Origin of the sequence: Mycobacterium sp. MAC_080597_8934 (genome assembly GCF_000523975.1) — a bacterium.
GTDB classification, from domain to species: domain Bacteria; phylum Actinomycetota; class Actinomycetes; order Mycobacteriales; family Mycobacteriaceae; genus Mycobacterium; species Mycobacterium avium.
On sequence record NZ_JAOS01000026.1, the window covers coordinates 41,094 to 55,430 of the forward strand.

Sequence of the window (14,337 nt, forward strand, 5' to 3'; positions counted from 1 at the left end):
CATGGTGGTGGGTAGAGGAGCTGCAGCCGCGCTACGGTCAAAACCAGCAAGCAGCGATCCGACAGCGGAGGTGCGAATTGTCATACGGCGCAAGCGAGCAAACGATGAAGGCTCGATGACTACGCATTCCAGTCCTGCTGAAGAGGCAGTGGAGCTTGCGTACAACTACCTTGGGCTGCCGTACGTCTTTGCGGGCGGGGATCTGGAAGGGCCTACCCAAGGTGGTTTCGATCGTGCTGGATTCATGCGGCACGTCGTCTATGCCGCGTCAGGAACTGATATCGGCAGGACGCTCGACGCCCAGCTGGACCACTGCACGAGACTTTCCGCCGGGGAAATCGCGCAGCCCGGTGACATATTGTTCTGGACCTCCCCTGGACGGTTTCAGCGAGTCGACGGGCAGGCTCTCTACACCGGCATGATGACTGTGATCGCACTGATCCCTGAGTACCTAGCGACGCCAGGGGCCCAGTTCGACACACGCATGGTTGCCCCCGTCTCGGGCACTGTCTTCTACGAACAATCAGTCGACATTGACCTGATCACAGCCAAGCCGCCGGTTGGACGGGACAAGCCCGAACTAATCATCGCCCGCCCCCCTTATTCCGACACTGCCAAGATGGGCGGTAGAGCGACGTGACCAACTTAAATCCGGTGTATGAACCGGACTTTGGAAAGTTCGTTGAACTTGCAACTGCGATCTGGCCGGGTGCCACCATCTACCCGGGCGGCACGCGGTTCAGGGTGCGCGACCACGACGACCTCGGGTATTCGATCCCCGCCTTTGCGCGCGGGCGAACAGGAACGGTCGTCACCGTCGAAGGCCCGGTGGCACTCTCCGGTGACATCCATGGCCGGAAGGCCGATGTCGAAGGGATCTCTGCAATCGGGCTTGGTGACGTTCTTGATCTGCTGGGCGTGATTGTCGAGATGGTTCATGTCGTCGAGTACGACGACGATCCGGGTGTCGCCGTGCGGTTGTCCCACCTATGGATGGAGCCGGTGGCCGATTCGGTGGACCGCTGAACGACGAAACGAGATGTCGGACCGACCAGGGAGAATCAGGTTATGAAGATTTCCGATGACGAACCGCGGGGCGAGCGGCTGATTAGGGCATTGGCCGTGGCCGCCGGGTGCGCGATCGTCGTTGCATTTGCCTTGGCGACAATCAAGCTGATCGTTTGGTTGCAGGCCTCCGCCTCGTCGGTTAACACGGTGGATGCGGTCGTCGCTGCGTTCGCATTGTGCGGACTCGTCATTGCGGGCTTGGTCGCCCGGTACATATTCGAGCGAGGGTCGGAGGGAGCCCGCCGGGTCTGCGCGTTACTCACGGAAACGGCACCAGGAAAGATTTTCGGCGGGCTGGTCGGCCTTCTCCTCGCCATCGCATCTATCTCTACCCTGACCACCGCCGATGGGTGGGGATCATGGGTGGTGTCGATTCTGTCGATGATGTTCTGGGCCGCCGTGGGCCTGCGCGAACTGAGGAATGGCTGCCGGCAGTGGACCTCGCAGGGCGAAGCCTTGCGAAATGGACCTGCCATCGAGCGCATCCCGGAATAGCTAGCCGAGACGCAGAACGCTCCCATCGCCCACCCTGAAAGAAGGTCAATCGTGTCGAATGCCGGCGATAGTGGCTCAAATGGGGACTGGGACGGTGTATCCGGTCACCGCTGGTCGGTGCCGCGACTGCGTGCCGAGGCTGTGGCCGAGATCCTTGGAGTGGACCCGCTGCTCGACATCGGCACGGCAGCGCCGGGCCTGTCAACGCCTTTTCACGACGAGATCCTCGGTTGCGAGCTCTGGTCACTCGGCCAGGTCTATGACTTCATTTTGGTGCATCGACCAGAGCTGATCGACAAGGTGGAACGGCTGTACCCGTTCACCTCTGCTCTGGGCCCGGCGCGATTCCTCTTCGGCGAGATCCGCGGATCGTTCGCGGTTCACGCCTGGCAGCCGACCGACGGTCGTGGGCCGATCGCGGTCGCCTACAGCGGTGCGGCTGCCAACGACAGCGACCTTCCCGTCCACGCGTCGGCGCTCCTCGACGAGTTACCTTGGGCAACCGCCGTGTGTTTCCCCGACGAACTTGGACAACGGGCGCCCGATGGCCAACACCAGCCCAGGGTTGTGGTCGTCGAGCCGCCGAGGCCCGGCGCAGCAGATCCGTTGGTACTCAACGACTACGCATGGTTCGACATCGTTGGACTCCTTCGGGTCGACCTGCCTTGGTGGTCGAAGTACTTGCGCGACTTCAACGCGATCGCCGCCTGGGAACCGGGCACGCCGGTGCAACAGCTAAGAGCATGGCCAGGACACACCGAGCCCGACCGGCTCTACGGTCTGCAAACCCCGAAGACCCCGAAGTACGTCACGTCGGTGATCGGTCGAGCAGTGACATACCTCGATCACAAGTTGCGGCATGACGCACAGTTGGCCCGCAATGGTGGCCACGATGGGTTCGTTGCGCGCCAGGGGCTAGCCCAGGCGGCCGTGGCAACGCCAGAACCAGCGCCCCCGCCCGACAGTGCCCTCACTTTCAGTGAGGCAGCGATGTTGCTCCATCAGCCGTGCAACGACGAAGCGGTCGCAAAAGCCTCTAGAGAGCTACTGCTGAAGGCCCTGGACGATCGCAATCCGATACGGGGCAGCACGTCGATAGCGCGAACCACGGATAACCCGTTGGCGGTGGAGTGGATTGCTCGCCTTGAGGACGCCGTCGACGAGGACGAGCTCGGTTTCTGGATCGTCCGGATGATCAACGCTCTCGCCGCGAGCGAGTGCACGATGCACCGGGATCCGTTTAACCCGCACTGCTGGGTCGTCAAGACCGGAGACACCGTCTACGCGTCAGTGGCTCAGTCGGTCCCGGCCACTGGGCAGCTGCGTGAGGTCGCCTTCGACGGCCCAAGGCAGGGCTTCTTTCGCGATTCGACCGGAACGCCGTGGCCGTGGCCCGTCGACGGGACGGGGTATCCGTCGTGCGGGCCGCAGGGCGGTGATGCTGGTCATCAGAGGCTCACCGAGCAAATCGCGAACCTAGTCTTCGACGCTGGTATCAACTTGGGACAGCGCGTGATCGCGTACGACCGGGACAGTGCTTTGGCGAAATTGGTTGCGGTGACTCCGCCTCGCCTTGCGATCAGACCGAATGACCCGGTCCTGGCGATCACACTCCCAACCTGACGAAAGCTGCCCTGAACAACCTGCTGCGATGCGTACGAGGCCCACTGCGAGAGGAAAGAACGACGACAGCGTGCACGCTACATGCCTGGTGGGGTGAGAACGCAGTCGGTGTTGAGTGGTCCTTCGTGGAAGTCGTCGAGGCCGGCGCGGTCGAGGCAGTGTTGGGATATTGCGATGACCAGGAGGTCTCCGTGTTTCTTGTAGACGCTGAGGATGCCGTCATGGTCCCAGACGGCACATTTTCCAGGGCCAAACTTGTAGGACTGGCACCGCTTGGTGATGGCATTCTTCCAGTTCGTAGGTAGGCAGCCCAGTTTGAGGGCATGCATGCTGCTGTCGGCGCCGGGTTGAACAACCCAGTAGTTCAGTCCGTTGTCGCAGTCGACGGGGTCTTCCCAGTAGTTCCGAATCCACGGGCCGTCCCAATAGGGCTGCTCATCGCTGGTGGGAGTGGGCGACGTCGTCGTTGTGGTGGTCGGTGTGTACCAGGGGGTCGTGGTTGTCGGCACCGTGGTGGGAGTCGGCGTGACGTAGACCGTCGACGCGGTCACCGTCCGCGCAGCCGAGCTGGTGTCTTCGCTGCCCTGACGGCTTGCGACAGCCTTTATTCCGAGGGCAATCAGCAGAGCGATCGCGGCGACGGCGACGACAGCGCTAATCGGCACACCGCTCGTCGCGGGCTTGTTCGGCACGGTGGCCAAAGATGGTGCTCCCCCGCTGTTGCCCGAGATGACCGGTGGGGGTGTAAGCGCGGCAGTGGCCGTGGGTTTCGGTGCGCTCTGCGCGACGGCGATGGTGTGTGGGGTGGTGTCGTGGTGGTGCTGCAGATCTTCGACGACCCGGCCCAGGATGTGCGTCCATGCCAGCGGGGCCGGCCGTTTGGATGCCGGGCGGGTCAGGGTCTCGGTGATGAGTTGGCGCAGCAGCCGCGGTGTGGTGTCGGGAAGCGATGCGGGGTCTTTGAGGTGTTGTTCACCGGCGAACAACCGCAGCGCCAACAACCCGAGTTTGTAGGTGTCGGACTGGGGTGTGGCTTTCTCTTCCCCGTCGGGGGTCCACCAGGCAGGGGTGTCGGCTTGGGGCAGCGCCGAGCGGCCGTTGACTCGCATGGCGTCGCAGTCGATGAAATGCACAGCGGGTGGGTCGAGCCGAAACAGCAGGTTCTTCGGCGACAGGTCACCGACGCAGATCCCGTTGGCGTGCAGAAATACCAGCGCCGAAGCGGTTTCGCGGAGCAGGCTGCAGCGTTGTTCGTCGGTGATCGTGATGCCGAGTTTGTCGAGGAATTCCGGCGGGTTGAGTAGGTGTTGCATTTCGGCCAGCGCCGGGCCCGGTCCTTTGGCGGTGTTGAGGCTGATGAAGAAATCCGATGAGAGCTTCGGCATTACGAACCCGGTCAGCGCGCCGTGCGCTTGGACGGTCGCGCAGGGCCAGGCGGCGATAGAGATCAGCCGCTCCCCCTCGGTTGCGGACAGCGATTCGAGGAAGGCTGGCATCGCATCGAGGACGTCGACGTCGATCGTTTGCAGCGACTGGTTGGTGTATTCCTTGTACACCATTGCTCCGGTGAAATTCGTTGCCACAGAAGGCGCGTCGTAGACGATGCCCTGACCGCCGCGGTTGATTCTGGTCAGCTCGCCAAGCTTGTCGCGGTCGATCCGGTTCACCATGCTCGTCGATCCTCCGGCGAGAGCGGCCAGGCGGCCACGAGTGTGCGGTCGTCAGTGAAGGTCTCGCGACTGAAGTCAACGACGCGGCCAAATTCCAGCAGTGAGGGCGGGATCGGACTGGTCAGCACGGTCCGGAGCAAGTCACCAACTGCGCCTTGGCCACTGCCGAGCGGGTCGCCGATGCCGTCGGTGCCGACGAGCAGCACATCGCCGCACTGGATTTGCAGCACCGTGGGATTGAGGTCGCTGGGCACCCGTGGCAGTCCGGCAACAGTGGACGACGTCACCGCTGAGGAGGAATCTTTGCCGCCCAGAACCGGTACGAACTGCCCCTCCCCTGCCGGCAGCACCCACGCCGCTGAATCGCCAACACCCAGCAGATGCACGCGCACCGACCCGAGGCCTGCCGGCTCTACGACCGCACAGACCAGTGTGGTGGCGAGGTTCTGTTCGGCCCGCGCGGCGTCGGGTTCGGGCAGTGCCAGCAGGGCTTGAATCTGTTCGCTCAGTGCCCAGGCTGTGCTTTTGACCAGCGCGGACCAGTCTGTTTCACCTGTGTCGGGCGGCATCTGCGTTTGCAGCCACTGCGCGGCGTAACGCGCCGCGGTGGTCGCCCCAATGTGTGATTGCGGAGCTTGAGAGACACCGTCGGCGACGACGATAATCACGCGTCCGTCGCCGAGCCGATGCATGGCGAAGTCGTCCTGTCGCGGAGTGCCGTTATGCCGGTGCAACGCACCGCGCGTCGACGCACCCCGCACGGTCAGCCAGTCAGTGGACCAGCCGTCGAGTACGGTGTCGGGCCGAAACGGAAACGACCGGAACTCCTCGGCGATCACCGCGGGTTCGACCACCGGAGACGGGGCTCCGATGATGACGGGAGGTACGGCGATCGCGCCGGCGGGGGCGGTCGTCCAGGGCCCGTCGTGTTGCTCGGGCGGTTCGCTGGGTGTGCGTCGCGGTATCCATCCGTGCCATTGCATGGTCGCTATACCTGGCCGGCGGGGTTAGACGACGTCGACGGCGAGGGTGAAGCCTTCGGGCTTTTCCACCTGCAGCTCGGCGGACCCGGAGGCGAAGGCCTGTCCAGAACTGATGACCGATTGCGTCAAGGAGGTGATGAACTCCGATAGGGCTGTGCCGGTGTCGATTCCACGTGCGGCCACGTACGCGAAGTGCGGCTTGGTGGCCACTTCGCGTACTACCGCGGCGTCGGCGTCGCCGATACCGAAGGCGACAATGTTGGGCGCCGCGGGTTGGGCGAGCAGCCCGGCCCGGGCCGATTGCCAGTCCTCGTTGTGGCTGGGCAGACCGTCGGTGAGGAAGAACACCGCGGGCCGGTGCACGATGTAGCCCTGTTCCTTGAGGGCTGGCACGTCGACTGAGACTCGGTAGGTCAGTTGGTCGAACGCGGCGCAGTAGGAGGTCAGACCCCGTGCCCGCAGCGGGACCATGGTCGACAGGTTGCGCAGGTCTTCGGGCTCCAGGTAAGTCTCGGCGGTTTCGGCGAACCCGATCACCGAGAACCGCACCATCGCTGCGGCGAACGACTCCCGTTGCAGCGCATCGTGCAACGACACCAACCCTTGGTTGAGCTCGTCGACGTATGGCTGCATCGAGCCGGATTCGTCGGCGACGAAGTAAATCGGCAAAACCTTACCCATCGGCTCCATGTCGGGCCGCTCCCCCCTCTTGGTGTTACTCCCCGTATGTTAGCTGTGAAGCGTAACGCTCACGGGCTCAGGACGATCGGCACATGGATGCTGAAAGCCAGACGAACAACCAGCCGCGGTATTCACTGCTGGCAGGGAATTCGAGGCCCGTCCTTGGCGAGGTGGTTCACCTCGGGGTTTTACCGTGGCGCACAACTGCGGCAAATGAGCAGTGCGGCCCGCAGGCAGGCTTGGTCGGGGGGTGGTCGGCACGGGCATCTGCTGAGGGGTGCAGGGATGCCCGTGCCGGTATGAGCGTAAAACGTTGAGGGTGTGGGCGGCCATGTTTGGCGCCAGCCGATCGCCGAGGCGCGGTGGATTGATCGCCGTCCAGCCTCAACGGTGGCCGGGCACCAGCTCGGCAGCAGCCGTTACGGCGTGGGAAGCTCGGTACGGTCGGCGGGGCGCAGTACCCATGCAGGTATCCAGTGGGTGACGCGGCGCTTGTGAGGGCCGAAGGTGATCGGGTAAGTGACCAATCCCCACCAGTGGCCTTGCTCGCATAGGCCCCAGCAGGTGAGCTCCCCTGTCACTGTGGTGTTCATCTGCAATCCGAACGGGTGGTAACGACCACGCTTGTGCGGCTCGCGCGTGAACAGCGTGACGAGGTCGACGAGCACCGCCTGCGCAGGTCGCACGGGGCGAAACACCGCCGAGGTGGGTTGGCCGGCGTAGCCGATTGCCTGCAGCTCACCCATGGATTCGATAATACGTTCGAACCGGGCTGGCCGGAGGGGGTGACCGTTAGGGCCGGGACGGAGGCCAGGTATCGCCTGGATGCCGGCGATGGCGGTGACATTCGTGAAGCTCGGGTCTGTCGTTACCGTGGCCAACTGAGGTGGCGGTCGTTAGACGGCGGCTTATGCTGGTGGTGTGGGGTTTGTTGATGCCCAGATCGCCGAGTTGGTGGCGGTGGTGGATGAGCTGGTGGGGCCGTCCACCGATGCCGTTCGGCCGGGCTTCAACGGCTCTCACGGTCTTGTGCGAGCAGCAGTCGATGTTGCCCCGGACTTCCACGGTGCAGCGAGCAAGTCGTGGCAGGCCGCGCATGAGTCAGCTGCGGCGCAGCAGGCTCGGTTGAGTGAAGGCGACCAGGCGGTGGGCGCGTTGTTGGCCGCGGTGCACGAACGGGCAATTCAGACGCAGCGGCAACTGGCTGCGATCCGCACGGATCTGCTGGCGCTGAAAGCTCGCGACCTCAGCGAGACGCAGACGAGGGCCGAGAAGATCGAGACAGTCGACTTCGTGCAGGCCAAGGCGCGAGAGCTTCAGAAGCTCACCCATGAGGCCCAGCGGTTCTCCGGCGAGATGGCCGGCAAGCTGCGCGCGGCGGCGGCGGGATATTCCACTCAGGGAACCGCCTGAACGCACTGCCTCCGCACTGATTGTCAGCAGCGGCATTTGCGGTCACCCGAAGCGCAGCAGGTCGGTGACGCGCAGTTGGACGTATAGCCGGCCAGTGGGGCCGAAGTCGACGAGTTCGGGGTCGTTATTGATCTCGTCGGCCACCTCGGGCGGCAACTCTTCAAAGGTGGTGACGCGCTGGATTTTTCCGTCGTCGACGAGCTTCTGGATGTAGCGGTGGACGCGGCGAGCAAGGATATCGACCTGTTCCCAGAAGTCGGTGCTGTAGCCGGTCACCGCTCGTAGCCGGTCGTGGGGAATGTTGTAGACCCCGATGTAGGTGTAGTGGCCATTGACGAAGCGGACGCGGGCAGTCGGCGCCACGCTGTCGCCTGCCGAGGCGCGCCCTTGCCCAGCGAATAGGGCAACGGTGGCGACATAAGTGATGGTGGTCATGGCGGTCTCCTTCGCGATCAATGTTGCCTATAGTCTACATTCAATGTTGACTATAGGCAACACAAAGTGTGGAGGGTCGTCGGGAGACGAAAGTGCGCTGTGCGGTGGTCAGACGTCGAACAGGGCGAGCTGCATGGGCTTGCCGCGGGCTTGTGGTGATCGCGTCGCTGCCCTGGATTGCTTGTGGGCGATGTGCTCAAGGGCTGCGGTGAGGATGGCTGCAGGGCAGGCGTCGAGTGTGGGATTGTCGCCGATGGCCTGTCGCAGTGGCGGGGGGAGCATCGGGAGGTGGACGTGGCAGATCAGTGCTTCTGCAGGCTCGTCGCATCCGGTCACGCGGCAGGTGGGTAGCTGCGATACGGGTTGGGACATGATGGCTTCCTTGCGAGTTGTGGTGCGTCTCAGGTCATCTGGTTGGGCCTGGCCGCGTCGTTGCGGGATTTAGAGGTCGTGGCCGAGGCTGGGGTCGTCGGGGCCTCGGTGGTAGTTCTGCAGGGCTATGCGTTCCTGTGCGGCGATGCGGCGGCGTAGGACGTCCGCGGTCGGGCAGCCCGATTCCTCGAGTACTGCTGGGGTGGGGTTGAGCAGCAGACTCCAGCCCGGGCGCCTTCCCCGCATGATCATGCGCTGCTCGGCGGCGCGGGCCTTCTCTTTGGCCTCGGGGCTGTCGGCGGCCAGGCGTAGTTCGAGGGTGAGTGCAGCGAGCTCGGCTTTGGCGGCATCGAGGGCCCCGGCCTCCTCGAATGGTGCGGGCGGATGTTCTAGGAGGTCGTCGAGTTGGGTTTGGTCGCGCTGCATGTCAGCGCGCAAGCTGGTTTGGTGTGCGGGCAGGCCCGTGTAGAGGTTTTCGAGGCGTTTAACCAGGCCGCGGGCTTTGGCTGCACCGGACTCTCCCGGCGTGGCGGTGGCCAACAGTTCGTCGGATTTCACTTCTGTGGCCCGGGAGGGCACGTTGAGTCGCAGGATCAGCATGTCGTGCATGAGCGAGCGGGCGCCCAGTACTTCGACGCCGTTGACGGTGATGCCGACCGGTTCGAACACGGACGCGCCTTCTTTGAATCGGGTGTAGGCGTGTCGGCATGCTGCCGCGACGGCGGCGGCCTGGTTTCCTCGGTCGGTGTAGCTTTTGCCGTCGATGTTCAGCGAGGGCGGGGTGTCGCGGGCGGTGAGTTCTTCGGCCGCTTTCACCACGGGGTCGAGGCGTTCAATGTTGTTGCGCTGGTTAGGGATGGAGCGTTCGAGTTGGGTGACCTGCCAGTCGCGCTGGCGCACGGCCTGGTTGTGTGAGCGTTCCAGCGCGGTGAGGCGGCGCACGTCCTCGTCGAGTTCGACTTGGCGTAGGTAGCGGGGGTCGCCGGTGGCGATCGCTTTGGTTTCGGCGGCAGCGGATCCGATGTCTCCCCCACTGAGGTCTTCGATTTCCAGGTCGACGACTTCGTTGCGGCGCATCTGTTCGATGAAGAGGGCTTTGGCTTGGACTTTCTGCCACATGACGGTGTCGTAGGTGGATTCGGTGACGTAGTTGAAGATCGAGATGCCGTCGAGGTTTTGGTTGCCTTGTCGAATGATGCGGCCCTCGCGTTGCTCGAGGTCGGCGGGCCGCCAGGGAACGTCGACGTGGTGGAGTGCGGCCGCGCGGGCTTGGACGTTGGTTCCGGTGCCCATCTTCTCGGTGCTTCCGATAAGAACGGACACCTCGCCGCGGTTGCAGTCGGCAAACAGTGCCCGCAGTTCGGAGGGTTTGCGGGCTTCGTGAATGAAGCGAATGGTCTCGGCGGGCATTCCGCGGGCGATCAGTTCGTCTTTGATCGCCTGGTAGATGGTGAATTGGTTGCGGTCGGCGTTGGGGGTGCCGCGGTCGCAGAACACGATTTGCAGCGGTCCGGTGCGCGGTAGGGGCGCGCCGGTGTCCTTGTCGTAGTAGACCCGGTCGGCCAGCGGGGTGTGGACTGCCATGATGCGCTCGGCGACGGCTTCTGCGCGGCTGTGAGCGGGTTTGGGCAAGTGGGCCAGGCGAGGATCGAGTGAGACGTTGCGGCCGTCGTTGGCGATCTTGAGCACGTTGTCGCGGCGCGGATTGCGCGCGTCGAGGTGTTCGGCGCGGAATCCGAGGTCGCTGATGAAGTCGCTGACCTGGATGTCGGGCTGCAGGCTGACGATTTGGCGTTGTCCGGTCATCAGCGGCGGCAGGGCCACGGGTACCTGGTCGCGGGTGACGACGTCGGTGTAGGCCGAGGACAGTGCCAGCAGTTCGATGAGGTTGGTGAATTTTCCGACCCGGGTGACGGGCCTGAGTTTGGTGCCGGTGGCGTTGACCTCGACGGTGCTGACGGTGGTGGTGAACGCTGCACCCCAGTCGCCGAGGTCTTCGACTCCGGCATCACGCAGCAAATCGGGCCGCAGGTAGCTTTGCATGACCCACAACTCCCCCAGCGAGTTGGCGATCGGGGTGCCGGTGGCGAAAGTGGCGACACGTTCGATCACCTTGTCCTCGGGGATGCCGGCCGCTAAGGCTTCATCCCGGCGCCGTTGCCGCAGGATCCGCAGTTTGAGGGTGAGATCCTCGGCTCGCTGTGAGGACGCCGGGCACGACAGTTCCTCGATGTTGCAGACCCGCTGCTTGTTTTTGAACATGTGGGCTTCGTCGATTTTTCCAACTGGCTTCCCGGCTGCAATGGAGTTGGCATGCGCTTTTACGTTGCACACATATGTGTGCAACGTTGACCGTTGGTATGAACCCAATAGCCCGCGCCACGAGGTGGCGTACCGCGCTGGCCCACCCGAATCAAGACACCGTCATGTGACTAGAGGTAGCAGACGAGGCCCAGTCCCGGAGCGCCGTCGGGCGGCTACGGATTCTTTCCGGCGCCTGGGTTTGATCGCTGCCGCGACATCTGCGCCAGCCAGGCGGCGACCGCCAGCACCGCCACAGCTTCGACGATAACGCTGATGAGTGCGTAAGGCGCTGGTTCCCAGCCCGTCTCCACGAATCCGAACAATCCCACTGTTCGCGACAGCCCGAACGCCGCCAGCGCGCCTGCCGACAACAGGCCCGACGCCCATCCGAACCACCTCGGAGCACCCACCGCCAGCAGGACGCCGACAGCGCAGAACACCGAAGCCTGCACCAGGAACCCGGTGCCGACTGTCGGGATGTGACCGTAACCGTGCAGGTAGAGGTACGCGTGCACACCGCCGCTGACAACCATGGCCGCCGCGATCACCAGACGATAGACGAGAGTCACAGCAGAGTCCGTTCTTTGAGCGCGAGCGTGTGCTGGCCGGTCTGATAACTCACCTCACGGATACCGAGCGCGTCGTGCAGCTTGCCGGCCGGCAGTGTCAGCGGCTTCGGCGCCGGACCGTCGCCGGGATGCGGCAGCGGATAGGCGGTGGTGGTCCCGCTGTGGAAGGTGACATTGCCTTCCGTCTTCGAAAACACCTGGTGCACATGGCCGTTGAGGCAGGTCACCGATGCGAACCGCTTCAGGTAGCTCAAGGCCTGCGTGGCATCGTCGGTCCCCCAGCCCCAATCCGGATACATCGCGAACAGCGGAATGTGGCTGAACACCACGATCGGCGTATCACTCGACAGCGAGGCGACGTCCTTCTCCACGAACTCGAGCTGATCGACGCCGAGGTGCCCGAGCTTCTTCAGGTTCAGCGTATTCACCAGCGCGATCACATGCACCCCGGCGATGTCGAAGCTGTACCAACCGTCGCCGCGGGTCCCCGCCCCGAAGGTCTTGCGGTACTTGGCCCCGGCGTCGTCGGCCGAATCATGTTCGCCCGGAACGGTGAACACGTGCGGGGTCCGCAGCCCGGTCATCATCTGCCGGACCTGATCGAACTGCTCCGGGGTGGCCAGATGCGTCAGATCGCCCGTGTGGATCACGAAATCCGGCGTGTAGCCCAGGTTGTTGACGGTGTCGATCGCATGGGTGAACGAGCCCGCCACATCGGTGTTGGCGGCACCCGTGAAGCCGATGTGGCTGTCGCTGACCTGCGCGAAGCGCAACGTGGGCTGCGCCGCCGGCGCGGATGAGCCGCTGCCCGCAACGTGCGACAGCACTTCCCCACCGACCACCGACAACCCGACAGCGGCACCGAACCACGCCGTGTGCCGGAGCAATTGGCGACGGTTCATCTGCTGCGGGTCGCGCTGCGACGAGTCGTCGGTCATCGGACCACCACCGTTCCGTGCATGAAGGGGTGAATCCCGCAGACGTAGGTGAAGGTGCCGGGCGTGGTGAAGGCGTAGCTGAAAGTGGCGCCGGAACCCATTGTGGGAGAACGGAACTGGCCACCTTCGGCGACGACGTTGTGTGGATCTTCGTCGTGGTTGGTCCAGGTGACCGTCGTTCCCGCCGGCACCGTCAGGGTGTCGGGCGCGAACGCGAAGTTGTCGATGTTGACCGCGTTCGGGCCCGCCGGCATCGGGGCTTGGTGGCCCTGTTCGGGCGGGGACATGGTCATCGACCCCATCGACCCCATGGTGGGTCCGGAGCCGGCGCCGGGTCCGCTCATGCCGGGCGTCCCACTGACGTCGGAGCTGAAAACTGGTGTGGGTGCTGCTTTTTGCTGCGGCGCTGTCGAGGTGCATGCGGCCAGGAGCAGGGCGGCGCCGCAGAGCGCCACCAGGGTTCGTCGTGACACGACGGGAACCTCCGTAGTCGTCGGGTGCGGGTGCGCCTGCGCACCCTCACCAACAGATACGGCGGCGGGTTACACGTCTCAGGCCGGCTGGCTCGGAGGCATGGGTGCGAACACCTCGATGACGCCGGCCACTTCGCGAACATCGAACTTCGGCAAGGGTTTTGGCGCGATCGGCAATTGATGGGTCAGGACGTGACCGTCCGTGGCGAACGACGTGGAATGGCACGGGCACCGTAGCCGGTCGTCCGGTCCGTCGAACCAGAGTCGGCAGCCCTGGTGCGTGCAGACACCCGAGATGCCCTGCACGTTCCCGTCGACCCTGCGCACGAACCCCACGACCGAGCCGAGGTCGAACGGATGCACCGCGCCCTCTGCCACGTCGGAGCTGTCGGCGACCTTCTGCCAGCTGCCGGCGGCCGGAACCAGCTCCTGGCTCGCGGTGTCCTGCTTCGCCGGCTCACCGCGGCCGCTCATCAACGCCCGGTCGACCGCCACTGCGGCGACTGCGGCACTGGCGGCCGCCGACGTCCCGACGATCACCTGACGACGGTTGGCGCGCAGCCAGGTGGGCGGCGGCGCGTCGTCGCCGTCGAACTGCGCGGCGAGTCGGCTCTGCAGGTCGGCGAGGAAATCCGGTCGTGGCTCGTCGGCGCCGGGCCGGGCGGCCTGCAGGTCGATCGCGGTACGCATCTGCGCCGCATCGAAGTCGTCGGGCTTGAACCCCGTCGGCTTACGCCCGCGCAGCAGATCGTCGAGGTATCGACGCAACCCGCGCGCGTTCATGGCTCGCCCTTCTCGTTGATCTGTGCCGCCAGCCGTAATGCCCGGTGTTGCAGCACCTTTGCGTTGGCAACGCTGACACCGAGCTCCGCTGCGGACTCCTTGATGGACCTGGTCTGGAGAAATCGCAGCTCCAGTATGCGTCGATAGTTGTCCGGCAGAGCGTCCAACACCGCGGCGACACGGTCCGGCGCGGTGCTGATGGACTCTTCCGCCTCCGGCGGCGCCTCGATATCGAGGTCGATGCAGGTGATCTCCCGCCCCATCGTCTCGCGCCAATGCGCGGCGAGCACGGTGCGTGCCGTGCTCCGCAGGTAGGACCGCACCTCGGCGGCACTGGCCGTCAACCGCAGCGGTCGCAGCGCGGCGAGAAACACCTCGGCAGTGAGGTCCTCGGCATCGGCCTGATTGCCGACCCGCGCGTAGATCGTGCGGTACACCCACGTCGCGTTGTCCTGGTAGACGGACTCCCAGTCCTGATACCGGGAATCCGACGAGACGACACGCAATGACGGTCGGCGTGCAGGATCACG

Annotated in this window: 17 protein-coding genes; 5 read left to right on the forward strand and 12 right to left on the reverse strand. The window is 64.5% G+C overall.

The features are described 5' to 3' along the window. The first annotated feature begins 115 nt into the window (after positions 1 to 115). From NF20_RS14710 to NF20_RS14725, 4 genes are read left to right on the forward strand one after another with little or no spacing between them, the layout of a single operon-like run. Positions 116 to 640, forward strand: coding sequence for a C40 family peptidase (locus NF20_RS14710; RefSeq protein WP_033712459.1), 525 nt, complete (start codon positions 116 to 118; stop codon positions 638 to 640). A gap of 14 nt (positions 641 to 654) precedes the next feature. Next, entirely contained in the window at positions 655 to 1,026 is a 372-nt protein-coding gene (locus tag NF20_RS14715) for a hypothetical protein (protein WP_033712457.1), read from the forward strand. A 42-nt stretch (positions 1,027 to 1,068) separates the two neighbouring features. Then, positions 1,069 to 1,563, forward strand: coding sequence for a hypothetical protein (locus NF20_RS14720; protein WP_033712456.1), 495 nt, complete (start codon positions 1,069 to 1,071; stop codon positions 1,561 to 1,563). A gap of 51 nt (positions 1,564 to 1,614) precedes the next feature. After that, a complete protein-coding gene (locus NF20_RS14725; RefSeq protein ID WP_155947457.1) occupies positions 1,615 to 3,186 on the forward strand; it encodes a hypothetical protein in 1,572 nt (523 codons plus the stop codon). A 77-nt stretch (positions 3,187 to 3,263) separates the two neighbouring features. On the opposite strand, the gene NF20_RS14730 is transcribed toward NF20_RS14725, so the two are convergent. From NF20_RS14730 to NF20_RS14745, 4 genes are all read right to left on the reverse strand, one after another. Then, the gene (locus tag NF20_RS14730; protein WP_033712452.1) at positions 3,264 to 4,856 is read right to left on the reverse strand and encodes a hypothetical protein; all 1,593 of its coding nucleotides are present in this window, start codon (positions 4,854 to 4,856) and stop codon (positions 3,264 to 3,266) included. Next, positions 4,850 to 5,710 (reverse strand): protein phosphatase 2C domain-containing protein, encoded by an 861-nt coding sequence (locus NF20_RS14735; protein WP_033712451.1) that lies wholly within the window; start codon positions 5,708 to 5,710, stop codon positions 4,850 to 4,852. Before NF20_RS14735 ends, NF20_RS14730 begins: the two co-directional genes overlap by 7 nt. Before the next feature lie 153 nt (positions 5,711 to 5,863). Then, positions 5,864 to 6,520, reverse strand: coding sequence for a vWA domain-containing protein (locus NF20_RS14740; RefSeq protein WP_207550639.1), 657 nt, complete (start codon positions 6,518 to 6,520; stop codon positions 5,864 to 5,866). Between the two features lie 419 nt (positions 6,521 to 6,939). Continuing rightward, positions 6,940 to 7,266, reverse strand: coding sequence for a hypothetical protein (locus NF20_RS14745; RefSeq protein ID WP_033712445.1), 327 nt, complete (start codon positions 7,264 to 7,266; stop codon positions 6,940 to 6,942). A 175-nt stretch (positions 7,267 to 7,441) separates the two neighbouring features. On the opposite strand from NF20_RS14745, the gene NF20_RS14750 reads away from it, so the two are divergent. Then, entirely contained in the window at positions 7,442 to 7,933 is a 492-nt protein-coding gene (locus NF20_RS14750) for a hypothetical protein (protein WP_033712443.1), read from the forward strand. Between the two features lie 42 nt (positions 7,934 to 7,975). On the opposite strand, the gene NF20_RS14755 is transcribed toward NF20_RS14750, so the two are convergent. The 8 genes from NF20_RS14755 to NF20_RS14785 form a co-directional block, all read right to left on the reverse strand. Continuing rightward, positions 7,976 to 8,368, reverse strand: coding sequence for a hypothetical protein (locus tag NF20_RS14755; protein ID WP_081759532.1), 393 nt, complete (start codon positions 8,366 to 8,368; stop codon positions 7,976 to 7,978). 108 nt (positions 8,369 to 8,476) lie between these two features. Further along, positions 8,477 to 8,740 carry a hypothetical protein gene (locus NF20_RS27250; protein ID WP_132935540.1) on the reverse strand — a complete coding sequence of 88 codons (264 nt, stop codon included), beginning with the start codon at positions 8,738 to 8,740 and terminating at the stop codon, positions 8,477 to 8,479. Positions 8,741 to 8,809: 69 nt separating this feature from the next. After that, positions 8,810 to 11,002: a helicase-related protein gene (locus NF20_RS14760; protein ID WP_050593723.1), complete on the reverse strand. Its 2,193-nt coding sequence runs from the start codon at positions 11,000 to 11,002 to the stop codon at positions 8,810 to 8,812. A 215-nt stretch (positions 11,003 to 11,217) separates the two neighbouring features. After that, positions 11,218 to 11,577 carry a hypothetical protein gene (locus NF20_RS14765; RefSeq protein WP_048896566.1) on the reverse strand — a complete coding sequence of 120 codons (360 nt, stop codon included), beginning with the start codon at positions 11,575 to 11,577 and terminating at the stop codon, positions 11,218 to 11,220. 32 nt (positions 11,578 to 11,609) lie between these two features. Continuing rightward, positions 11,610 to 12,551 (reverse strand): metallophosphoesterase family protein, encoded by a 942-nt coding sequence (locus NF20_RS14770; RefSeq protein ID WP_016343873.1) that lies wholly within the window; start codon positions 12,549 to 12,551, stop codon positions 11,610 to 11,612. After that, positions 12,548 to 12,862 carry a cupredoxin domain-containing protein gene (locus NF20_RS14775; RefSeq protein ID WP_029374068.1) on the reverse strand — a complete coding sequence of 105 codons (315 nt, stop codon included), beginning with the start codon at positions 12,860 to 12,862 and terminating at the stop codon, positions 12,548 to 12,550. The genes NF20_RS14770 and NF20_RS14775 overlap by 4 nt, the downstream gene beginning before the upstream one ends. 240 nt (positions 12,863 to 13,102) lie before the next feature. Further along, entirely contained in the window at positions 13,103 to 13,807 is a 705-nt protein-coding gene (locus NF20_RS14780; RefSeq protein WP_033712440.1) for a Rieske (2Fe-2S) protein, read from the reverse strand. After that, the gene (locus NF20_RS14785; protein WP_162145477.1) at positions 13,804 to 14,313 is read right to left on the reverse strand and encodes an RNA polymerase sigma factor; all 510 of its coding nucleotides are present in this window, start codon (positions 14,311 to 14,313) and stop codon (positions 13,804 to 13,806) included. Before NF20_RS14785 ends, NF20_RS14780 begins: the two co-directional genes overlap by 4 nt. Between the last annotated feature and the right edge of the window lie 24 nt (positions 14,314 to 14,337).